Genomic DNA, 20876 nt, shown 5'->3' with positions numbered 1-20876 from the left:
GGCTAGAGGTCGGCGCCGTCGCAGTCCGCGGCCAGATACGGGCTGTTGCTGCCTCCGCTGTCGCTCTGGAACGCCGACCTCTCGCCGAGATGCCGCACCAGGACGTCCAACGCGTCCACGAACAGCGGGTCGTGGAGCGTCATCACCTCGTGGAGCCCGCATCGGCTGAGATCGACCAGATCGGACTCGAACTCGGTCGCGGTAGTCGTCACGTCCCGCTGCCCCCTAGTCGGCGCGTTGGAGAGGTCGCCTCGCATCCGCGGGCTCCCTCTCATACTGACCCCTCGATTGCGTCACCGAAAGGGCACCCGGCAGCCACCCGGGCCGGAACTGGGCCGTCCACAGGGCCGGTTCGGGCCACCGCGGGCGCGGCCGGGGAGGGTTCGCGGTGCCCGGCGCCGGGCACAGAGAACGCGTCCGGACGACGGCTGAGCGGGCGGGGGGCGTATCTCGTGGGCGAGTTGCTGCGGTTCGATCTCGAGGACGGGGGGTCCGTGGTGGCGCGGATGGACCCCTTCGACGGCGGTGTGGTGGACGCGACCGGTGTGTCGGACGTGCTGGCGCGGGCGACGGGTTCCTTCGAGTCGGCGTTGGAGGGTGTGCGCGGGGCCGCGGCGGCGACCCTGCGCCGGATGAGCGAACTGCCGCAGCGGCCCGACGAGATCACCGTGGAGTTCGGCATCCAGCTGGACGCGGAGGTCGGCGCGGTCCTGGCCCGCACCGGCGCGCAGGGCCACCTCCAGGTGCAGGTGACCTGGCGCCGGTCGGCCGATCCTGACGCGCCGTCAGCAGGGCTTGCGCCAGACGTCTAGGTCCAGCCTCTTCTGCATCGAGGAGAGGCCGAGCCTGCGGGACTCGGCGCAGAACGCGGCGGGCTTCTCCTTGTACTCCACGTGGAACACCGCCTTGCCCGCCTCGATGAACGGGGCGAGCCGCGCGCACTCGCCGTACTGGGCGCACTCCTCGTTGACCGCGAAGTCGAAGTGCGCGAGGAGTTGGGGGATCTGCGGGAGGTCGTTCTTCAGGCCGACGGAGAGTCCCCGCCGGTGGGCGAGGTCCGCGATCATCCGGTTGAACCTGAGCTGGTCGGCGGCGGTCAGCGGGAAGCCGGTGTCGTTGCCGTACCCCTCGACGAGGTCGGGTTCGACGGCGTCGAAGCCCTTGTCGCGGCACATGTCGAAGCGGGCCGCCATCAGGGGCCGCAGGACGTCGAGCCTGCGGATGTCGAGCCAGCGCTCGCCCGCCCAGCCGTTGGTCCGGCCGAGCACGGAGGCGGGGAAGTCGGCCTGGTCGGGGCGGAACTTCTCCCAGGCGCCGACATTGATGTAGCAGATGACCTTGCGGCCGTCGCGGTGCAGCCGGGCGACGTCGGCCGCCGTGTTCTCGAAACCGTCGATGTCGTAGACGGGCACGTCCGCGGACGGCGTGACCTTTCCGTCCAGTTGCCACTGCCAGGCCAGGCCGGGCCCGGGTCTCCACAGCCCGTCGGCCGGGCGGGGCGCCGCCCGCTCCCCGGTCCGCGCGCATCCGGCGAGGAAGGCGGCGGCGAGCAGCAGGGCGATCAGCGGGGCGGTCAGTGGTGCGGTCTTCCTCATCGTGGCGCTCCCGTCAGGGCGGGCGTCAACTCGGCCCAGGGGTTGGGGGGTTCACCGGTGACGGGGCCGCAGACGGCCGCGCCCCGCTCGTGCGCGGTGCGCACCGCGAGCGGGACGAGCGCCTCGGGCACCCCGTAGACGAGGTGGCACAGCCGCTCGGGCGGCTGCCGCGCGGTCCAGGCGGGCCGGCTGAACGCGGAGACGTACGTGGACCAATGGCCCTCGAAGGTGACGGTCAGGTCGGCGAGGCGGGCGTAGCCGGCCGCCGGGTGGACCCCGGGGTTCAGGACAACGGTCCCGGTGCCCGACCGGCGCACGGCGCGCACCAGCCGGCGGCAGGCGGGCAGCGCCTCCGGGGTGGCGGTCACCCGGTCCAGGAAACAGCCGTCGGCCCCGTACCACTCCCGGTGTCTGCGCAGGTCCTCGGCGATGTCGGCGCCCGCGCGCATGCCGTAGTCGGTGTCGACGTAGCCGAGCAGCCGGGCGCCGGCCGCCCGCAGCGCCCCGGCCGCGGCGGTGAACGCGGGGTCGGGCCGCTCGCCGGGTCCGTTCGCGGGGTTGAGGACGACGCCGTAGGTGAGGGTCGCGGCGGAGATCAGCCGGTGCCAGGCGCCGGGGTCCTCGGCGGGGTGGACGTAGAGCGGGACCAGCAGGCTCACGGGGTGCCGCCGCCTTCCCAGAGGGCGGCCAGCGCATCGTCGAGGGTGTGTTCGGGGCGCCAGCCGAGGGCGTCGGCCGCGGCGGTGATGTCGGAGCACTGCCAGGACACCCGTGCCGAACGGGCCGAGCCGGCCAAGCCGGCCGGGCCGTCCGGGCCGTCGGCGGACTCCTCGATCCGGCCGGGGAAGCCGGCGTGCCGGGCCAGGCCGTGCACCATCTCCCGCACCGGCACCGCGGCGCCGCCCCCGATGTTGAGGACGGGCGGCAGCGGTCCCGGGGCGGTGGCCGCGCGTTCCACCGCGCGGGCCACGTCCCGGACGTCGACGAAGTCGCGGTGGGCGGAGAGGTCGCCGAGGCGCAGCACCGCCCGGGGGTCGCGGCCCGCCGCGCGCAGCAGGGCGGCGACCCGGCCGGGCAGTCCGCCGGCCGGTGCGCCGGGGCCGACCGGGTTGCCGATCCGCAGCACCACCGCGTCGAGGCCGGACGCGGTGACCGCGGCCGTGCCCGCGAGCTTGGTCGCGCCGTACGGGCCCACCGGGCTGGTGGGCGCCGTCTCGGTGTCCGGGGTGCCGGGGACACCGGGGCCGTACTCGGCGGCCGAGCCCAGGTGGACCAGGCGGGCGGCCGGGGCGGCGTCGCGCAGGGCCGCGCAGAGCACGGCGGGGCCGCGCGCGTTGACCTCGGCGAGGGTGACGGGGTCGCCGCCGGTCGCGCCCGCGCAGTTGACGACGGTGTCGGGCGCGGCCGAGGCCAGGGTCTTCGCCAGCTGTTCCGGGCGCGCGGTGGCGAGGTCGACGCGGTGGTCGGCGTCGGCCGAGCGGCCGCCGCCGAGCACCTGCGCGCCGGTCAGGGCGCGCAGTCGCTCGACGACATGGCCGCCCAGGTAGCCGGTGGACCCCAGGACGAGAATGCGCATGACGTGCTCAGGCTCCCTTGAGCAGAAGCGACTTGCGGGTGGTGAACTCGGCGTTGGCCCGGTCGTAGTCGTCGGGGCGTCCGATGTCGAGCCAGTATCCGTCGAAGTCGTAGGCGTGCGGAGGGGTCTGGGCGGCGAGCAGGTCGAGGACCAGCTCGTCGAAGCCCAGGGGCAGTCCGGGTGTGTACGCCTCCAGGGTGGCGCGGGAGAGGCCGTAGACGCCCATCGAGACGCGGTAGTCGACGCTGGGTTTCTCGGTGAACGCGACGACCTTGCTGTCGGTGGTGGTCAGCACCCCGAAGTCGATGTGCACCTTGCGGGCGTAGGTGGCGATGGTGAGCGGGGCGCCGCTTGATCTGTGCCGGCTCAGGACGTCGGCGTAGTCGAGGTCGGTGAGGACGTCGCCGTTCATCACCAGGAAGGTGTCGGGGAGTCGGTGGCGCAGGTTGAGCAGCGGGCCCATGGTGCCCAGCGGGCTCTCCTCGGTGGCGTAGTCGACGGCCAGGCCCCACTGGGAGCCGTCGCCGACGTAGGCGCGGATGATCTCGCCGAGGTGCCCGATGGCCAGGGTGCAGCTGGTGAAGCCGGCGGTGGAGAGCTGGCGCAGCACGATCTCCAGGATGGCGTGCTGGTCGCCGATGGGGACGAGCGGCTTGGGCAGCGCGGTGGTGTACGGCCGCAGCCGGACGCCCTTGCCTCCGGCCAGGATGACTGCGTGCATGGGGCCCCTCCTTCGTTGACGGGCACAGACGGGAGCGAACAGGCGCGGACGGGCGCGGTCTCCGCGGACGGCGTTCGCGGAGCCGCCCGGATCCGCGCGGGCGTGCCGGGCGGGTCAGATGTTGTAGATGCCGGTCTTGTAGCGGGCGAGGTTGGCCGGGTCGCGGAAGAACTCCACGGTGTGCGCGAGGCCCTCCTCCAGGGTGTGGCCGGGCTGCCAGCCGGTGGCGGCGGTGAGCCGGCTCGCGTCGGCGACCAGGCGCATCACCTCGGAGCCCGCGGGCCTGATGCGGGCCTCGTCCTCGCGGACGTCGAGGGCGGTGTCCATGACCTTGCCGATCAGCGCGACCAGGTCGCCGACCGAGATCTCGCCGCCGGTGCCGGCGTTGAAGGTGCGTCCGACGACCTGGGCGGCGGGTGCGGTGCCCACCGCGAGGAAGGCCCGCGCGGTGTCCTTGACGAAGGTGAAGTCCCGGGTGGGGCGCAGGTCGCCGAGGGTGAGGGTGCGCTCCCCCGCCGCGACCTGGCCGATGACGGTGGGGATCACGGCGCGCATCGACTGGCGCGGCCCGAAGGTGTTGAAGGGCCGCAGGGTGACGACGGGGGTGTCGAAGCTGGCGTGGTAGCTGTCGGCGAGCCGGTCCCCGCCGGCCTTCGAAGCGGCGTACGGGGACTGGGTGTTGATGGGGTGGTCCTCGGTGATGGGCACGGTCTGGGCGGTGCCGTAGGTCTCGCTGGTGGAGGTGTGCACCAGGCGGGGCGTGTCGAGGCCGCGGACCGCTTCGAGGACGTTGAGGGTGCCGGTGATGTTGGTGTCCACGTAGCTGTGCGGTGCCTGGTAGGAGTACGGGATCGCGATCAGGGCGGCCAAGTGGTAGGCGGTGTCGGCGCCTTCAAGGAGGCCGCGGACCGATCCGGGGTCCCGGACGTCGCCGAGGACGATCTCCACCTGGTCGAGGACGTCGGGGTGCAGGGTCTCCAACCACCCGTAGGACGAGAAGGAGTTGTACTGGGCCATGGCCCTGACCCGGTGCCCCGAGGCGACCAGGGCCTCGGTGAGGTGCGAGCCGATGAAGCCCTCGGCCCCGGTGACGGCGGCGAGCGGTGCGGAGGTCAACTGCGGTGTCCTTCCGGTCGGTTGTGCGCGGAGGTGCAGGGGTGCGGCGGCAGCCGCGGTCAGGCGTGCGGGGCGGGGCGGCCGAGCAGCCACAGCGCGCATGCCACCAGGCAGCCGGTGGCGGCGCCGCAGCTCAGGGCGAGGGCGACGGCGTCGCCCGACAGGCCGAGGAGCGGGGCGGCGGTGGCGCAGGCCGCCGCGGCGAGGCTGATGACGGCGGGTGGCCAGGCGGCGCCGAACGCCTGGAGCAGCAGCGCGGTCCACAGGGTGGCGGCGAGCGGCAGCAGGGTGACCGGGTCGGCGCCGGTGAGCAGGGCGGCGGGCAGCAGCGGCAGGAGGTAGCCGAGCAGGCAGAGGCCGAGGATGCCGGCCGAGCGCAGCAGGAACGCGGCGGGGGTGGCGGTGGCGCGCAGCGCGGCGACGGACAGTCCGCGGTAGCGGTAGAGGAGCCACTCGGCCGGTCCCATGGAGACCGTCAGCACGATCACCGCGTACGGTTCCTGGCGCCCTTCGAGCAGCACCATGGTCGCGGCGGCGAGCCCGAACAGGCCGTAGGGCAGGGACCAGTGCGGGCGGGGCCGGGTGGCGCCGGGGACGGCCGGGACGGCGAGGGCGGTGCGCAGGACGTGGGCGGTGACGGCGAGGGTGGCGAGCAGCGCGAGCAGCGGGAGGCCGGCCCTGATCAAGGTGCCTGGTTCCCACCAGGGCAGGGCGGCGGCGCCCGCGATCAGCGGGGTGAGCGCGGCCAGCAGCAGCCGTTCCCGGGCCAGCACCAGCAGGACGCCTGCGGCGGCCAGGTAGGCGGACTGGGCCGCCGCGACCAGGGTCGCCGGGCCGCCGCCTGCGGTGAGGGCGGCGGCGGCCGTCGCCAGGGCGGCTCCGGCGGGGGCGCCCGCCAGCAGGGTGCGGCCGGCCTCGCGGCGTCCGGTGGCCATCCGCAGGTGGGCGCGGTGGCCGAGGGCCTGGCCCCACGCCCAGGAGACGAGGCCCGCGACGATCAGCGCGCGGACGTCCGAGCCGGTGTTCCACAGGGGTGCGGTGAGCAGGTAGGCGAGGCCGGGAAGCGCGAACAGCACACCGCGCAGCAGGCAGCGGACGGTGTCGGGGCGCCAGGGGTCGGCCGCGGGCGCGGGCTGCGGGAAGGTGCGGGGCACCTGTTCGTAGAGGGCGGCGGCGAGCGAGAACAGGTTGGGGTGGCCGTACCGCTCCTTGATCAGGGAGGCGGAGAGGCCCTCGGCCTCCAGGAGCGCGGCCACTTCGTAGGGGTGGACGGCGGGTCCGACGCGGTCGGCGAGTTCGGCGGCGAGTTCGCTGACCGCCGCCTCGTCGGGTCCCCGCCTGGGCAGCCGGATGGCGAGGGTGGTGTCGTCGAGGGCGCCGCGGGCCCAGCTCGGCCTTCGGCGCGGTGGCCTGACGTCGGCCAGCCGCAGCGCGAGCGTGTCCTGTTCGGCGCCGCCCGGCTCCAGGGACATCGGTCCGCTCATAGGGCGAGGCTCCCGGTGCCGGTGACGGTCGCGGCGGGCAGGGGTGCCGGTGCGGGCACGGTCTTCTTCTCCGGTGTGAGGTGGGGCAGTTCGAGGTAGATGGCGCGGAAGGTGTCGATGGTCTGGCGCAGGGTGAACTGCTCGATCACCCTCAGCCGGGCCGCCTCGCCCATCGCCCTGCGGCGGGGGGCGTCGGCGAGCAGGCGCAGGGCGGCGGCGGCCATCGCGGCCGGGTCGCGCGGCGCGACGACGAGTCCGGTGTCGCCGACGGCCTCCCGTACCCCGCCGACGTCGGTGGAGACGGTGGCCCGTCCGCACGACATGGCTTCGATCAGGGTGAAGGGGAAGCCCTCGCTGATGCTGGAGAGCATGACGACGTTGCCGGCCGCGTAGGCGTCCTTGATGTCGTCGACGCGGCCTTCGAAGGTGACGGCGTCGGCGTGGCCGAGCTGTGCGGCGAGCGCCTCGCAGCGTTCCCGGTAGCCCTCGCCGCCGCGCGGGGTGCCGCCGAACAACCGGAGTCTGGCGTCCGGGAGTTCGGCACGGACCAGGGCGAAGGCCCGGATCAGGGTCTCCAGGTCCTTGATGGGGTCGACGCGGCCGGCCCAGCTGAGGGTGGGGGTGAGCGGTTCGGGTCCCGCGGCGGGGAACGCGGCCGGGTCGACGCCGTTGTACACGGTGCGGATGGCCTCGGGGTCGGCGCCGCCCTCCTCCTCCCAGAGCCGGTTGTAGCGGTTGCCCGGGGTGATCAGGGCGGCCCTGCGGTAGGTCTCCCCGGCGAGCAGCCGGAAGAACCCGAGGACGACGGCCTTGACGGGCCAGCGGTAGGGCGCGGTGCGGTAGCCGAGGTAGCGCTCGCGCAGATAGACGCCGTGTTCGGTCAACAGCAGCGGCACGCCGTGCCGTTCGAGGGCGGCGAGCCCCGGCAGGGCGGCCACCCCGCCGCTGACCGCGTGGGCGACGCCGGTCTCGGGCGGCGGGGCGGCCAGTGGCCGCAGGGCGTGTTCGAGCAGGGCGGTCGCGGTGAGCGCGTCGTGCAGGGTGGGCCCCGCCTCGCGGACGGCGAGTCCCGGCCGGTTCCACAGCCCGGTCAGCACGGTGATGGCCTGGTCGGAGCGGAGGAAGGGGCTCAGGGCGTCGTCGGACGCGGCGCGCGCCAGGGCGTAGAGGGCGGGGGCGAAACCGTCCTCGGCCCGCGGGTCGAGCAGGGCGGTGAGGAACTGCTCGTAGGCGGTGGTGAGTTGGCGGCGGGCCCGGCCGCGCGGCAGGCTGCCTTCGGGCGGGGCGCCCCACATCGGCACGGACCGCACGCCCGAGACATGGGCGGGCAGGTCCCAGACGACGGGTTCGCGGCCGGTGCCGGTGACGGCCACGACGTCGAACTCGACGTCGGGCATGCCCTGCACGAGTTGGTCGCACCAGACGCTGACCCCGCCGTGACTGTGCGGGTAGGTGCCTTCGGTGAGCAGGGTGACGCGCGTCGCTCCGGTACGTCGCGCGCCGCGGTGATGGGACATCGTCTGTGCTCCACGGCCGAGGTGTGGGTGGTCGTGCCGGCCCCGGCCGCCTGGTGGGCGGCCGGGACCACGGATCGCCCCGGTGCGTCGCCGCGGACCCTGCTGGGCGGGTCGCGGGTGGGCCGGTGGCGGTCCCTGGTGTGGAGCGGGGCTCAGTTGTCCGCGGTGGCGGGGACCTGCTCGACGACCCCGGCGGGGACCCGGGTGCCGGGCGCGGGGTCGGTGGCCGGGGCGGTGCGGGCCGCGGTGGGGGCCGGGGCCGCGGCGGAGGCGGGCAGCGTCAGGGTGAGCGGGGTGCCGGCGGACGGGGTCCAGCCGGAGACGGCGCCCGCGTAGGCGGTGCCGAACGCGGTGCCGCCGAGGGTGGTCCCGGTGGGCAGGGTGGCCGTGACCTGGATGCCCGAGGGCGCGCTGACGGTGACGGCGGTGCCGATGCGGTAGGCGGTGACCTGTCCGGCCTGGACGGCGCTCTGCCAGGCGGCGCGGCGCTTCAGTTCGGTGCCGATGTCCCTCATCCGCAGGTTCACCACCGGGGTGTTGGTGGCGAAGAGGTCCTGGTAGCTGCCGAGGACGCCGTCGAGGACGGGGTAGGCGATGCGCTCCTCCGCCAGGTTGGACTGGTGGATGAAGTGCGGCTTGGGGTCGTTGGACAGCACGTGCCCGAGGGCGATCCGGGTCTCCAGCGGCACGATGTGGTCGGCGTAGCCGGTGCTGGTGCTGAGCGGCGCGGGCAGGCAGGTGGTGGTCGCGGGGTTGTCCTCGCAGACACCGCTGCCGCCCTGGGCGCGGCTGGTGTAGATCCAGTTGTACTCGTCGACCTGCTCGGCGGCCTTGCCCGCGTTGTAGAAGACGTTCATCGGGTACCGGGGCACGGTGGTGGCCTGGCCGACCGCGCGCTGGACGGGCTCACGGGAGTTGTCGGAGCCGAGCCAGCCGATGCCGTTGTCGGCGAGGGCGGGCGCCAGGTTGGGGTTGTCGACGGGCTGCTGCGGCAGGATCCGCATGCCGGAGTGCTCGCCGGTGACCAACTCGTCGTTCTGGAGCGGGAGTCCGTTGGCCTGGCCCCAGACGCGGTTGGTGGAGATCTCGCCGGAGATCTCGCTGCGGCTGATCCACTGGGTGGCGCCGCCCGCGGTGGTGGCGCACGTCCAGGGGACGACGGCGGTGTTCTGCACGCAGCCGAGGAAGGAGTGCGTGTAGGTGTGGTTGATCCAGCGGAACTGGTTGCGGTTGGCGATCAGCCGGTCGGCGAGGAGGTCGACGCCGTCGTTGTCCTCGCGCTGGTCGACGCTGCCCACGGCGTTGTACGCGAAGTCGAGGGTGAAGTTCTTGCCCTGCTCCCACGCGACGGCGTGGTCCACGTCGGCGGGGGTCATCCGGATCGGGTCGGGCGTGGCGTTCGGGTCGGTGCAGTCGACGTCGCCCGGTGTGCAGTTGAGGTCGCTGTTCCAGCGGTCGTCGGCGGCGAACACGTCGTCCACGTGGACGGCGAAGTAGTTGCGGGAGGCGCCGAGGTGCACTCCGCCGGTCATCCACTCGACGATGCCCCGGGCCAGCAGCCTGAACTGCTGCTGGTACTGGTTGTACACGAACGTGACGACGAGTTCGCGGCGTCCGTCGTGCCGGTACTCGCCCACCAGGGAGCCCTTGGCCGTCTGTCCGGGGATCGTCGCCTCGACGTAGGGGGTGAAGTCGGCCCCGGCCACCGGCTGCGAGAGGTAGGCGTAACTCTCGTTCACGGCTGGGTCGTTGTCCTCGAAGGGCACGGTCCCGTCGAGGTAGCCGAACGGGCCGGCCTTGCCCGCGGTGGTCACGGCCGCCTGGGCGCCGTCGATGCTGCCCGAGTAGCCGCCGTAGACCGGGTACTGGAGGCCGGCCTCGGGACGCGCGTAGGTGTAGGCGTCGACCTGCGGTATGGAGTACGTCTGCTCGTAGGCGGCGAGGGCCGCCATCTCGGTGGAACCGGCCGCGAACGGATTGTCGTTGGGCAGCACGACCGCCTGGAACTTGGCGCGCGGCCGGCCGGCGACGGTGTCCGCGAGGAACCCGGCGTCGATGGTCTGCCGTCCGGCCTGGGTGAGGTCGATCTTGGTGAACGGCGTTCCGGCGGTGGTGAGTTCGGCGGCTATCGCGTCCGTCGACGGGCCGCCGTCGCTCACCACGAGGACCCTCAGGTCGACTCTGGGTTCGGTGTCGGCGTGGGCCGTGCCGGCCGGCAGGCCCAGCGCGGCGACGAGCGCGCCCACCGTGAGCACGGCGGTGCGTATGGTCCGCTTCATGCGGTGAAGTCCCCTCCCCGGGCAGGGGTGAGCATGGCTCCGCAGAGCGGACGCACCCCCTGGCGCGACGCCGGCGCCCCCTCAGAAGCCAGTCGTCGACACATCCGTCGCGTCACATTGTGGTGTCTGTGTGTAGCTTTCATGGTCATGTCGCGAAACATGACGGAAAAGAGCAGGTGTCCAACGGCCTTTGCAGGGAACCCAATTGCTGATTTTTCCGTCCGGGGCACGGCACGTCGTCCGATGTCCTGGAGAGTCCACCCGCTGGTCCGGGGCGTGCGGGGCGCACCGGCGGGCCCATGGGGCCCGCCGGTGGGAGCGTCGCCGGTCCCGGTCGTGCCGAAGATCCGCTCATAGATCGTTTCAGGTCAACCAGCTGACGGCAGAAGCCCTTTCGGGCGGCCCGTCAGGCGCAGAGGACCCGCGTCTCCGGGGTGTAGACCGGGCCGCCGCTGAGGTTCGAGCTGTCGCTGAACTCGGCGTAGAAGTACGAGTAGAAGCCGATGTTGCCGTTGCAGCCGGAGTCGGCGGCGACGGTGAGCTTCAGGGTGACGGTGCGGCTCTGGCCGGGCGGGACGGTCGTGCCGTAGTTGCCGCCGAGGTTGGCGGGGCCGGTGCCGGAACAGGGGGTGGCGCCGGCGGCGGTGGCGAGGCTGCACCCGGTGAAGCTGTACTTCAGGTCGGGGCGCTGGGTGGTGAGGTACGTCGGGTCGATCGTCTGGTAGACGAACCAGATGTCGTAGGTCTTGTTGTTGGTGATGGTCATCGACAGGTTCACCGTGCCGCCGGGCGTGGTGGTGGCGCTGTCGGTGGCGAAGGTCAGCTCGGCGGGGGCCGGGTCGGCCGCGCTCGCGGTCGGGGCCAGGCCGAACAGGGCGAGGGCGAGGGCGAGGACGGCACCGAGGCCGAAACGTCTCATCAGTGGTGATCGCATGGCCGGGAGGCTAGGCAGCGGCGAACCCGGCCGTCTCCCCTCGGTGACATGTCCACCACGTCACGTGACCGAAAGTGCGCACCGGGTGAAGGTCGTGCAATGAAATGATGAAAGCCCGAAAGGGACGCCATATCCGCACGTGACCGAGGTTCGACGGGTCGGTCCCGCGGGGCGGTGGGCGCCGGTCCGCCGCGGGGTGCGCGGGGATGATATTGGCGCGAAGCGCATGGTCCGGACCAGTGCCCGCACGGACGGCGTCCGGGAGCTTCTCGGCCATTCACCGCTTTCCGGCCGCGACCGGTCGAGCCCGACCCGACACCCCTCTCCCCCGGGACGAGTCCTTCACGACAGGGCCAGGCTGCTCTCGCCCAGTGGCCGCGGCCGTTCCGGGCGCGACGGCTCGCCGGCTCCGGCGCCGCCACCGAACCGATCCCCTTCCGCTCCGGCGGCGGAGAACGGGGCGGAGCGGGTGGTCGAGGCCGTCCGGCGCTCGACCGGTGGCTGACGCCGGTCCCTGTCCCCGTCGTCACGACGTCAGATACGCCTCCACCTCGCTGAACTGGGCCGCCGGCCACGCGGTGTTGGCGCTCACCGACAGGCGCAGGTGGCGCAGGTTCGTGCTCGCGGGCAGGGTGACGGTGGCGGTGTTGCCGGTGGCCGGATCGAACCGGTAGCCGGTCGCGCCGACGACCGTCGCCCAGGTCGAGCCGTCGGTGCTGCCCAGGACGGTGACGGTCTGGGTGCGGGCGCCCCAGGCCGTGGCCGGGGGCAGCTTCAGGACCAGTCGGCGCACCGCGTACGAGGAGCCCAGGTCGACCGTCAGGGCCTGCGGGAACGCGTTGTTGGCCGACTCCCAGTAGGAGGTGGCGTCGCCGTCGACCGCCCTGGCCGGTGTGTAGACGTCCTGCGAGCCGGTCGCGGTGGCCGGGCGGCCCTTGGCGAGGTTGCGGGCCGGGTCCGGGTCGGGGTTGCTCTGGCCGGGCTGCGGCCAGCTGGAGCAGTTCGACCAGGTGCTGCTCCAGCCGGAGTTGCCGCCGCCGTCGGTGAGCGCGAAGGTGCCGCTCGGGTAAGGGCAGTTGTAGACGCCCGCCGCACCGACCGAGGTGGCGGTGACATTGCGCACGGTGGCCGCGCCCTGGGCCTCGGCCTGGACGACGACGGTCCCGGTGTTGCGCACGGTCGCGCCGTCCACGGTGACGTTGCGGACCGGGTAGCCCTGGCCGCCGCCGGAGACGAACTCGAAGGCGCTGTACGGGCTGTCGGTGACGGTCGTGTTGGTGATGTTGACGGTGGCGTTGATGGCGCTGTCGTAGGAGTCGACGCGCAGGGCGCCCATCGGGTGGCCCCAGTTGGGGTTGATCGCGCCGGTGCGCACCAGGGTGTTGCCGTCGACGGTGATGGTGCCGGCGAGCGGCGAGAACGGGTCGGCGAACTTCTGGTTGGAGATGGCGATGCCGCTGCCGAGGGCGTTGGTGTCGGAGATCAGGTTGTTCTTGACGGAGATGTTCGTGCCGCCGTAGACGGCGATGCCGTTGGCGAGGTTGGGCTGCGAGACGGTGTTGTTGACGAAGCTGCTGTCGGTGTCGGCGGCGTACAGCGACCACATGGCGAGGGAGTCGTCGCCCTGGTTGCGCAGGAAGTTGTTGCTGACGCGGACGCCGCGCGCGTTGCCGTTGAGGTTGAGGCCGTCGGCGGTGGTGTCGAGGATGCGGTTGTTCTCGACGACCAGGTTGTCGTTGTTGCCGGTCAGCCAGAGGCCGACCTTGAGGTGCTGGATCCACATGCCCGACACCGAACTGTTCGGCCCGAGCGAGCCGTTGACGAAGTTGTCGGGGCTGGAGTCGACGCGTTCGGTGACCTCGCCGAGGACCGCGAAGTCCTTGATTCGGACGGCGCCCGCGGAGCTGCTCTGGTCGATGAAGCGGGAGGTGCGCAGGACGGAGTACCAGTTGCCCGCGCCCTGGAGCGTCACGTTCTGCACTCCGCTGAGCGACGAGGTGAGCCGGTACTCGCCCGGCGGTATCCACACCACCCCGCCCTGGGCGGCGGAGATGGCGTCGCGGAAGGCCTGGGTGGAGTCGCCGCCGCCGCTGGGGTCGGCGCCCTTGGAGGTGACGGAGACCGATCCGGCGGGCTGCGCGGTCGCTGCGGCGACCTGCTCGAAGTCGGCGACGTCGACGGTGACCTGGGTGCCGGTCGACTGGAAGGCGACCTTGTCGCCCGCCTGGACGTTCTGGCCGAGCAGCAGCCGGGCGTTGTCGAAGAAGTGGTGGGTCTTGGCGCCGGCGATCCAACTGGTGTCGACGTAGGAGTACTTGGAGGTGACGGCGAGGGTCTTGGCGATCTTCTGGCCGTTGACGTACACGTCGAGGGAGCCGGACTGGCCGTCCGGGACGCTGTAGGAGACGTTCACGGCGTTGGCCGCGCGCGGCACGGTGAACTCGACGCGCTGGCCCGAGGTGATACGGACCGCCTGGCGGCCGGACGCCTCGGAGGCGAGGGTGCCCTGGGTGTAGTCGGGGCCGATCCTGGTGCCGGTGGTGGTCGCCGACTCGGCCTCGACGGAGGTGAAGGGCAGGGTGGCGCCCGCGGCGGCGTGGGCGGCGGGGGCGGACACGGTGAGCAGGCCGGCGGAGAGGGCGACGACCATCGCCGCGGGCATGCCCCTGACAGTCCTGTGCATGTGCTGATCCCTTCGTGGGGGGTGCGGGGATAGCTGGGTGGGTGCGGGGAGGGTGGGGTGGTCGGGTGCGGGGGAAGCGGGCCGCCGGCTGGTGCCGACGGCGTCGCGAGGTGGCCGCGGTCCGGCCGCGAGGTCAGGGGCGCAGCCAGACCGCGGTGTCCTTCGGCAGCCGTCCCTCGGCGTCCAAGGGGCCGCTGCCGAGCAGGAGTTCGGTGTGGGCGGGGAGGTCGGCCGGGGCGTCCGCCAGGTTGACCGCGCAGACGGCGCCGTCCGCGCGGCGGAAGGCGAGGACGCCGTCGGGGGCCGGGAGCCAGCCGAGCGGTCCGTCACCGAGGGCGGGCCGCAGCCTGATCGCCTCGCGGTAGAGGGTTAGCATCGAGTCCGGGTCCGCGACCTGCCGGTCCGCCGCGTACGCCGCCCAGCCGGCCGGCTGCGGCAGCCACGGTTCCTCGCCCGCGCCGAAGCCCGCGTGCGGTGCCTCGGCCGTCCAGGGCAGCGGGACCCGGCAGCCGTCGCGTCCGGGGTCGGTGCCGCCGGAACGGAAGTACATCGGGTCCTCGATGCGGTCGCGCGGGATGTCCGCCTCCGGCAGGCCGAGCTCCTCGCCCTGGTAGACGTAGACGGCGCCGGGCAGGGCCAGCGACAGCAGGGCGGCGGCGCGGGCCCTGCGGGTGCCGAGGGCGAGGTCGGTCGGGGTGCCGAACGCCTTCGCCGCGAAGTCGAAGCCGGTGTCGGCGCGGCCGTAGCGGGTCACCGTGCGGGTGACGTCGTGATTGCAGAGCACCCAGGTGGCGGGGGCGCCCACCGGCGCGTGCTCGGCGAGCGTGGCGTCGATCGACGTCCGCAGCCGCTCGGCGTCCCAAGGACAGGACAGGAAGGCGAAGTTGAAGGCGGTGTGGAGTTCGTCGGGGCGCAGGTAGCGGGCGAAGCGCTCGGTGTCGGGCAGCCAGACCTCGCCGACGAAGACGCCGTCGTGCTCGTCGGCGACCGCCCGCCAGGCGCGGTAGATGTCGTGGAGTTCGTCGCGGTCGACGAACGGGTTCGGGTCGCGGCCCTCGACGAAGTCCGGGAGGTCGGGGTCCTTGGCGAGCAGGGCGGCGGAGTCGATGCGGACGCCGGCGACCCCGCGTTCGAACCAGAACCGCAGGATGTCCTCGTGCTCCTGGCGGACCGCCGGATGGTCCCAGTTGAGATCGGGCTGCTCGGGCGTGAACAGGTGGAGGTACCAGTCGCCGTCGGGCAGCCGGGTCCACACCGGCTCGGTGGAGCCGACGAACTGCGACGGCCAGTCGTTGGGCGGGAGTTCGCCGTGCTCCCCGCGACCGGGCCTGAAGTGGAAGAGGTCCCGCTCGGGACTGCCGGGACCGGCCGCCAACGCCGCCCTGAACCACGGGTGCTGGTCGGAGACGTGGTTGGGGACGATGTCGACGATCGTGCGGATGCCCAGCTCGCGGGCCTCCGCGATCAGTTTCTCGGCTTCGGCGAGGGTGCCGAACGCCGGGTCGATGGTGCGGTAGTCGGCGACGTCGTAGCCGCCGTCCTTGAGCGGGGACAGGTACCAGGGGTTGAACCACAGGGCGTCCACGCCGAGTTCGGCGAGGTAGGGCAGTCGCGCCCGGACGCCCGCGAGGTCGCCGGTGCCGTCGCCGTCGCCGTCGGCGAAGCTGCGGACGTAGACCTGGTAGATGACGGCGGAGCGCCACCACTCCGGCTTGGCATGGGTGGGCTGTCCCACGGTGCCTGCCTTTCTGTTCGGAAGGAGGGCGCGTCAGCCCTTGGTGCTGCCCGCGCTGATCCCGGCGATGATGTGCCGCTGGAAGACCAGGAACATCACGACCATGGGGATGCTGGCGATCACCATCGCGGCGATCAGCACGGTCAGTTGGATGTTCTGCGAGAGCTGCACGAGGGCGACGCTGATCGGCTGCTTGTCGGTGTCGGAGAAGACCATCAGCGGCCACAGGAAGTCCTGCCAGACGGCGACCAGCGCGAAGATCGAGACGACCCCGAGCACCGGCCGTGACATCGGCAGCACGATCGACCACAGCACCCGGAGCGGGCCGGCGCCGTCGATCTCGGCGGCCTCCAGCACATCGCGCGGGATCTGGTCGAAGAACCGCTTGAGGAGATACAGGTTGAAGGCGTTCGCGACGGCCGGCAGCCAGATGCCGAGCGGGTCGTTGAGCAGGCTGACATGGATCAGCGGAAGGTCCGCCACGGTCAGGTACTTGGGGACGACGAGGGCCTGCGCCGGGACCATCAGGGTGGCGAGGATGCCGCCGAGCAGCACCTTGCCGAACGCGGGCCGCAGCTTGGACAGGGCGTAGGCGGCGGCCGTGCACAGCACCAGCTGGAACAGCCAGGCTCCGGCCGCCTGGACCACCGTGTTCCACAGGTGCTCCGGGAGCTGCATCAGGTCCCAGGCGTCGGTGTAGCCGCCGAGGTGCCAGTCGTGCGGGACGAGGGTCGGCGGGGTCCGCGCGATCTCGTCCGGCGACTTCATCGCGCCGGACACCATCCAGTAGACCGGGAAGAGGAAGGCCAGCGCGAAGAGGACGACGATGCCGGTGAACACCGTCCAGTAGACGGCCCGTCCGCGCGGGCGGGCCAGCGTCGCCGGGGAGACGAGGGTACGGGTGCTCATACGTCCTCCCCGGACCTGGTGAGCCGCAGATAGAGGGCGGCGAAGGCGCCGAGCAGCACGAGCAGCATCACGCTGAGCGCGCAGGCGCCGCCGAAGTCGTTGTAGAGGAAGGCGTATTTGTAGATCAGGTAGAGCACGGTGACCGTGGCGTTCTCCGGTCCGCCGCCGGTGATGACGAACGGTTCGGTGAACACCTGCATGGTGGCGATGATCTGAAGGAGCATCAGCATCAGGATGACGAACCTGGTCTGCGGGACCGTGACATGGCGGACCCGCTGGAGCAGGCTGGCGCCGTCCAGTTCGGCCGCCTCGTACAGCTCGCCGGGGATCGACTGGAGGGCGGCGAGGTAGATCAGCACGGTGCCGCCCATGTTGGCCCAGGTCGCCACGATCACCAGCGAGACCAGGGCGGTGTCGGCGCCGTTCGACCAGTTCGAGGTGGGCAGGTGCAGGAAGCGCAGCGCCTCGTTGGCGAGGCCCGCCCCCGGATCGTAGAACCACTTCCAGAGCAGGGCGCTGACCACCGGCGGGATCATCACCGGCAGGTAGACGACGACCCGGAAGAACGCCTTGGCGTGCCGGAGTTCGTTCAGCACCAGGGCCAGCACGAACGGGACGGCGAAGCCGAGCAGCAGGGCGAGCACCGTGAAGGTGAGGGTGTTGCGCCAGGCCGCGGTGAACTCGGGGTCGTGCCAGACGCGGGTGAAGTTGGCGGTGCCGACCCACTCGGGGGACGAGCCCGGCGTGTACTTCTGGAAGGCGATCACGACGGCGCGGATCGCCGGGTACCAGGAGAACAGCGCGAAGCAGATCAGTCCGCCGACGAGGAAGGCGTAGGCGCGGGCCTGTTCGGCGAGGCGGCGCCGCCACCGGCCCCCGGCCGGCGGCGGCGCCTTCACCGGGCGCACGGCGACCGCCTCGACGGGCCGCCGCGCTGCGGTGGTCTTCGTCATGTCGGGTCAGCTCCGGGCCAGGATGCTGTCGATCTTGCCGGACGCTTCCTTGAGGAGCTGGTCGATGTTCGCGTCCTTCTTGGTGAGGACGGCGGAGACGGTGCCGTCGAGGACGGAGTAGATCTGCTGGGCGTTGGGCGGCTCGATCTTCATCTCCAGGCTCTGGTTGCCGTCCAGGAAGGGCTGGTAGTTCTCCACCGGGACGTTGGCGTTGGCCTTCTTGACCTCTTGGTCCTTGGCGTCTGCGGCGCCGGTGAACAGGCGCGGCTCGGGCAGTCCGACCGGCGCGTCGGAGCCCTTGGCGCGGGCGTAGTCGCCGAGGAAGCCCTTGCCGGGGCTGAGGAACATGTGGTCGAGCCACTTCAGCCCGGCCCGGATCTGGGCGGGCGTGTCGTGCTTGTTGAACATGTAGCCGTCGCCGCCGATGAGGGTGCCCTTGCCGCCGGGCATCGGCGCGAGCGCCAGGTCCTTGTAGTTGCCGCCCTTCTCCTTCACCAGGATCGGGATGTTGTCCGGCGCGGAGAGGTACATGCCGAGCTTGCCCGAACCCATCATCTGCTGGGCGTCGTTGATGACGAGGAGCTGCTTGCTGCCCATCGAGTCGTCGTTCCAGCGCATGTCGTGGAGGTTCTGGAGGACCGCCTTGCCCTCGGGGGTGTCGACGGTGGCCTTCTTGCCGTCGGCGCTGACGACGTCACCGCCCTGGGAGTACATCTCGGCGGTGAAGTGCCAACCCCCCTGGTTCTGGGCGCTGTAGTCGGCGTAGCCGACGGTGCCGCCGCCGAGCGCGGCGATCTTCTTGGCGTCGGCGCGCACCTCCTCCCAGGTGGTCGGGGGCTTGTCGGGGTCGAGTCCCGCCTTCTCGAAGAGGGCGCGGTTGTAGATCAGGCCCATCGAGTAGCCGGTGCGCGGGACGCCGTAGACCTTGCCGTCCACGGTGTAGATGTCGCGCAGCTGCTGCTGGATGGTGTCGTAACTCTTCAACTCCTTGACGTAGGAGGTGAGATCGGCGGCCTGGTTGATGTCGACGACGTGCTTGGCGTCGGTGAAGTACGTGTAGAAGACGTCCTCCATCTGGCCGCCTGCCAGTTTGGCGTCGAACGTCTTGGGGTCCTGGCAGGGGAACGCGTCGTGGGCGACGACGTCGATGTCCGGATTCTGCTTCTCGAAGGACGCGATGTCCTGTTCGAAGAACTTCCGGTCGACTTTGGCGCTCTTGGGCGGCATGCAGTTGACCGTGATGCGGGTCTTGCCGCTCGCCGAGTCGTCGCCCGAGCCGCAGCCTGCGGCGGTGAGGGCGAGCGAACAGACGCTGAGCGCGACGACGGTACGGCGGATCCCGGTGTGTCTCATCGGTGGACCCCTCTGGGCAGGAGCGGTGGGCGCCGCACACTCAAGCACCGACGACATCTCTTCGCAAGATGTCGCGCAGAATCTGTAATTGTTTGACAGAAGAGTGGATCTCAGTAACGCGGCACTTGCGCGGTCGATCCGCGGACCACCAGCTCCGGTTCGAAGAGGAGTTCGTCGGCGGCGACGGCGCTGCCCGCGATCTGCGCGTTGAGCAGCTCGACGGCGGCCTTGCCCATGGACTCGATGGGCTGCCTGACGGTGGTCAGCGGGGGCTCGGTGCAGTTCATCAGCGCGGAGTCGTCGTAGCCGACCACGGAGATCTGTGACGGGACGTCAAGTCCCTTGCGGCGCGCGGCCCGTACCGCGCCGAGGGCGAGCGGGTCGCTGGCGCAGATCAGCCCGGTGACACCGCGGTCGATGAGCTTGGCGGCCGCCGCGTGACCGCCCTCGATGGAGAACATCGCGCGCACCACGCAGTCGTCGGGGATGTCCCCCGCGACGGCCCGCGCGGCGGCCAGTTTGCGGGCCGAGGGCACGTGGTCGGCGGGGCCGAGCACCAGCCCGATCCGCTCGTGGCCGAGCGAGGCGAGGTGGCGCCAGGCCTGCTCGACCGCCACCGCGTCGTCGCAGGAGACGGCCGGGAAGCCGAGGTCGGCGATGGCCGCGTTGACCAGCACCACCGGGATGTTGCGCTCGGCGAGCAGCCGGTAGTGGTCGTGGGGCGCGTCCGCCTGCGCGAAGAGACCGCCGGCGAAGATCACGCCGGAGACCTGCTGCTGGAGCAGGAGCGTCACGTAGTCGGCCTCGGAGATCCCGCCCTTGGTCTGGGTGCAGAGCACCGGGGTGAGGCCGAGCTGGGCGAGGGCGCCGCCGATGACGTCGGCGAAGGCGGGGAAGATCGGGTTCTGCAGCTCGGGCAGGACCAGGCCGACGAGCCGGGCGCGTTCGCCGCGCAGCTGGGTGGGGCGCTCGTAGCCGAGCACGTCGAGGGCGCTCAACACGGATTGCCGGGTGGCGGCGGAGACCCCGGGCTTGCCGTTGAGCACCCGGCTGACCGTGGCCTCGGAGACCCCGACCTTCTTCGCTACCTCGGCAAGTCGTCGCGTCATGAGCGCAAGAATAGCGCAAGACACGCAAACGGCTTGCGTTGATGGTGGTGAAGGGCGTTGATCAGCCAGGTGACCGGAGGCCCGGAGGGTGCGGATCAAGGCGGCGGCCGGGCCGGCGGCCGGGCTCCCGGCCGGACCGGCGTCCGGGGCGGCCGGCCGACCGCCCCGGACGCTGACGAGGCGCCGTCGGCGACCTGAACGCCGACGGTGCCCGTCAGGACCCGGGGGCGGGTACCACCCGCAGATGGCCGGCCGAGTGCCGGGCGGAGCGGGAGCGCGGGCGCCGGGACTCGCGCAGCACCAGCGTCAGCCGGGTGTACCCCAACTCGCTGAGCGTGGACGGGGTTTCGTCCACCAGCCGGCAGTCCGTCGCGCCCCAGCGCGGATCGGGGTGCAGCACCGGCCGGACGGCGCCGTCGTGCGCGACCGCCCGCTCGCCGACCGCGCGGATCCAGTGCGGCAGGCCCTGCCGGTAGGCCGCTTCCATGATCGGGTCCTGGGCGATGTCCCGGCGCACGGCCTGGAGCACGTGGTCGTGGGCGTACCGCTCGACGGCCGCCGCGAAGTGCGCGAGCGTCGGCAGGAACCAGCTCGACTCGTGCTGCCCCAGCACGGTGTCGGCGTCCGGGTGGAACAGGACGAACCGCAGCAGGTTGTCACCGGGCATCGCGGTCGGGTGCGGGCCCACGTCACGGAAAAGTGACGCGAAAGCGTCGTTGGACAGGACGACGTCCCACCGGTGGTCGAGCACCACCGACGGGAAGGGCACGGCCTCCAGCAAGGACGCGTAGTCCAGCAGGTACGCCTGGGCCTCAAGACTCTCGGGGACGGGCCGCGGTGCCCGCCGCTGCCCTCCTGCCTGGTACGCCATCGGGAGGTCACCCCTCTTGCCTCTGCGGCCTTCACGCGGCG

The 20876-nt window shown here is 72.1% G+C and carries 18 protein-coding genes; 1 reads left to right on the top strand and 17 read right to left on the bottom strand.

The genetic code is table 11. The features are described from left to right. Positions 1-2 precede the first annotated feature (2 nt). Positions 3-212 (bottom strand): hypothetical protein, encoded by a 210-nt coding sequence (locus DDJ31_RS33025; protein WP_127176745.1) that lies wholly within the window; start codon positions 210-212, stop codon positions 3-5. A 240-nt stretch (positions 213-452) separates the two neighbouring features. Here DDJ31_RS33025 and DDJ31_RS33020 point away from each other — a divergent pair, with 240 nt between their 5' ends. Continuing rightward, the gene (locus DDJ31_RS33020) at positions 453-812 is read left to right on the top strand and encodes a CU044_2847 family protein (protein ID WP_127176746.1); all 360 of its coding nucleotides are present in this window, start codon (positions 453-455) and stop codon (positions 810-812) included. Here DDJ31_RS33020 and DDJ31_RS33015 read toward each other — a convergent pair. The 16 genes from DDJ31_RS33015 to DDJ31_RS32940 form a co-directional block, all read right to left on the bottom strand. Next, positions 786-1595, bottom strand: a complete 810-nt coding sequence (locus DDJ31_RS33015; protein WP_127176747.1) for an endo alpha-1,4 polygalactosaminidase — start codon at positions 1593-1595, stop codon at positions 786-788. The genes DDJ31_RS33020 and DDJ31_RS33015 overlap by 27 nt on opposite strands. Further along, positions 1592-2254, bottom strand: a complete 663-nt coding sequence (locus tag DDJ31_RS33010) for a spherulation-specific family 4 protein (protein WP_127176748.1) — start codon at positions 2252-2254, stop codon at positions 1592-1594. The genes DDJ31_RS33015 and DDJ31_RS33010 overlap by 4 nt, the downstream gene beginning before the upstream one ends. Continuing rightward, the gene (locus tag DDJ31_RS33005) at positions 2251-3171 is read right to left on the bottom strand and encodes an NAD-dependent epimerase/dehydratase family protein (protein WP_127176749.1); all 921 of its coding nucleotides are present in this window, start codon (positions 3169-3171) and stop codon (positions 2251-2253) included. The genes DDJ31_RS33010 and DDJ31_RS33005 overlap by 4 nt, the downstream gene beginning before the upstream one ends. 7 nt (positions 3172-3178) lie before the next feature. After that, positions 3179-3892 carry a nucleotidyltransferase family protein gene (locus DDJ31_RS33000; RefSeq protein WP_127176750.1) on the bottom strand — a complete coding sequence of 238 codons (714 nt, stop codon included), beginning with the start codon at positions 3890-3892 and terminating at the stop codon, positions 3179-3181. A 114-nt stretch (positions 3893-4006) separates the two neighbouring features. After that, a complete protein-coding gene (locus tag DDJ31_RS32995; RefSeq protein WP_127176751.1) occupies positions 4007-5008 on the bottom strand; it encodes a GDP-mannose 4,6-dehydratase in 1002 nt (333 codons plus the stop codon). A gap of 59 nt (positions 5009-5067) precedes the next feature. Then, entirely contained in the window at positions 5068-6492 is a 1425-nt protein-coding gene (locus tag DDJ31_RS32990) for a hypothetical protein (protein WP_127176752.1), read from the bottom strand. Continuing rightward, entirely contained in the window at positions 6489-8009 is a 1521-nt protein-coding gene (pelF, locus tag DDJ31_RS32985; protein ID WP_127176753.1) for a GT4 family glycosyltransferase PelF, read from the bottom strand. Before pelF ends, DDJ31_RS32990 begins: the two co-directional genes overlap by 4 nt. Positions 8010-8161: 152 nt before the next feature. Next, positions 8162-10288, bottom strand: coding sequence for a hypothetical protein (locus DDJ31_RS32980; protein ID WP_127176754.1), 2127 nt, complete (start codon positions 10286-10288; stop codon positions 8162-8164). A gap of 406 nt (positions 10289-10694) precedes the next feature. After that, positions 10695-11222, bottom strand: a complete 528-nt coding sequence (locus tag DDJ31_RS32975) for a hypothetical protein (RefSeq protein WP_127176755.1) — start codon at positions 11220-11222, stop codon at positions 10695-10697. Between the two features lie 526 nt (positions 11223-11748). Continuing rightward, entirely contained in the window at positions 11749-13905 is a 2157-nt protein-coding gene (locus DDJ31_RS32970; protein ID WP_127176756.1) for a galactose-binding domain-containing protein, read from the bottom strand. A 133-nt stretch (positions 13906-14038) separates the two neighbouring features. Next, positions 14039-15640: a glycoside hydrolase family 13 protein gene (locus DDJ31_RS32965; protein WP_127176757.1), complete on the bottom strand. Its 1602-nt coding sequence runs from the start codon at positions 15638-15640 to the stop codon at positions 14039-14041. A gap of 33 nt (positions 15641-15673) precedes the next feature. After that, complete coding sequence (locus tag DDJ31_RS32960) at positions 15674-16549, bottom strand: carbohydrate ABC transporter permease (protein WP_127176758.1); 876 nt, start codon at positions 16547-16549, stop codon at positions 15674-15676. After that, positions 16546-17502, bottom strand: coding sequence for a carbohydrate ABC transporter permease (locus tag DDJ31_RS32955; RefSeq protein WP_127176759.1), 957 nt, complete (start codon positions 17500-17502; stop codon positions 16546-16548). Before DDJ31_RS32955 ends, DDJ31_RS32960 begins: the two co-directional genes overlap by 4 nt. A gap of 6 nt (positions 17503-17508) precedes the next feature. Further along, positions 17509-18855: an ABC transporter substrate-binding protein gene (locus tag DDJ31_RS32950; protein WP_127176760.1), complete on the bottom strand. Its 1347-nt coding sequence runs from the start codon at positions 18853-18855 to the stop codon at positions 17509-17511. Between the two features lie 110 nt (positions 18856-18965). Beyond that, positions 18966-19964, bottom strand: coding sequence for a LacI family DNA-binding transcriptional regulator (locus DDJ31_RS32945; protein WP_127176761.1), 999 nt, complete (start codon positions 19962-19964; stop codon positions 18966-18968). Between the two features lie 214 nt (positions 19965-20178). Beyond that, the gene (locus DDJ31_RS32940) at positions 20179-20835 is read right to left on the bottom strand and encodes an MmyB family transcriptional regulator (RefSeq protein WP_164784848.1); all 657 of its coding nucleotides are present in this window, start codon (positions 20833-20835) and stop codon (positions 20179-20181) included. Between the last annotated feature and the right edge of the window lie 41 nt (positions 20836-20876).

It is taken from the genome of Streptomyces griseoviridis, assembly GCF_005222485.1.
GTDB lineage: Bacteria > Actinomycetota > Actinomycetes > Streptomycetales > Streptomycetaceae > Streptomyces > Streptomyces hintoniae.
The sequence above is the reverse complement of the archived record's forward strand: the minus strand, read 5'-3'. Positions and strand labels throughout refer to the sequence as shown.

Coding starts and splice junctions, on each gene's coding strand:
- DDJ31_RS33015 (WP_127176747.1), bottom strand. CDS start 1,595: ATGAGGAAGACCGCACCACTGACCGCCCCGCTGATCGCCCTGCTGCTC.
- DDJ31_RS33005 (WP_127176749.1), bottom strand. CDS start 3,171: ATGCGCATTCTCGTCCTGGGGTCCACCGGCTACCTGGGCGGCCATGTC.
- DDJ31_RS33000 (WP_127176750.1), bottom strand. CDS start 3,892: ATGCACGCAGTCATCCTGGCCGGAGGCAAGGGCGTCCGGCTGCGGCCG.
- DDJ31_RS32990 (WP_127176752.1), bottom strand. CDS start 6,492: ATGAGCGGACCGATGTCCCTGGAGCCGGGCGGCGCCGAACAGGACACG.
- pelF (WP_127176753.1), bottom strand. CDS start 8,009: ATGTCCCATCACCGCGGCGCGCGACGTACCGGAGCGACGCGCGTCACC.
- DDJ31_RS32980 (WP_127176754.1), bottom strand. CDS start 10,288: ATGAAGCGGACCATACGCACCGCCGTGCTCACGGTGGGCGCGCTCGTC.
- DDJ31_RS32975 (WP_127176755.1), bottom strand. CDS start 11,222: ATGCGATCACCACTGATGAGACGTTTCGGCCTCGGTGCCGTCCTCGCC.
- DDJ31_RS32970 (WP_127176756.1), bottom strand. CDS start 13,905: ATGCACAGGACTGTCAGGGGCATGCCCGCGGCGATGGTCGTCGCCCTC.
- DDJ31_RS32960 (WP_127176758.1), bottom strand. CDS start 16,549: ATGAGCACCCGTACCCTCGTCTCCCCGGCGACGCTGGCCCGCCCGCGC.
- DDJ31_RS32955 (WP_127176759.1), bottom strand. CDS start 17,502: ATGACGAAGACCACCGCAGCGCGGCGGCCCGTCGAGGCGGTCGCCGTG.
- DDJ31_RS32950 (WP_127176760.1), bottom strand. CDS start 18,855: ATGAGACACACCGGGATCCGCCGTACCGTCGTCGCGCTCAGCGTCTGT.
- DDJ31_RS32945 (WP_127176761.1), bottom strand. CDS start 19,964: ATGACGCGACGACTTGCCGAGGTAGCGAAGAAGGTCGGGGTCTCCGAG.
- DDJ31_RS32940 (WP_164784848.1), bottom strand. CDS start 20,835: ATGGCGTACCAGGCAGGAGGGCAGCGGCGGGCACCGCGGCCCGTCCCC.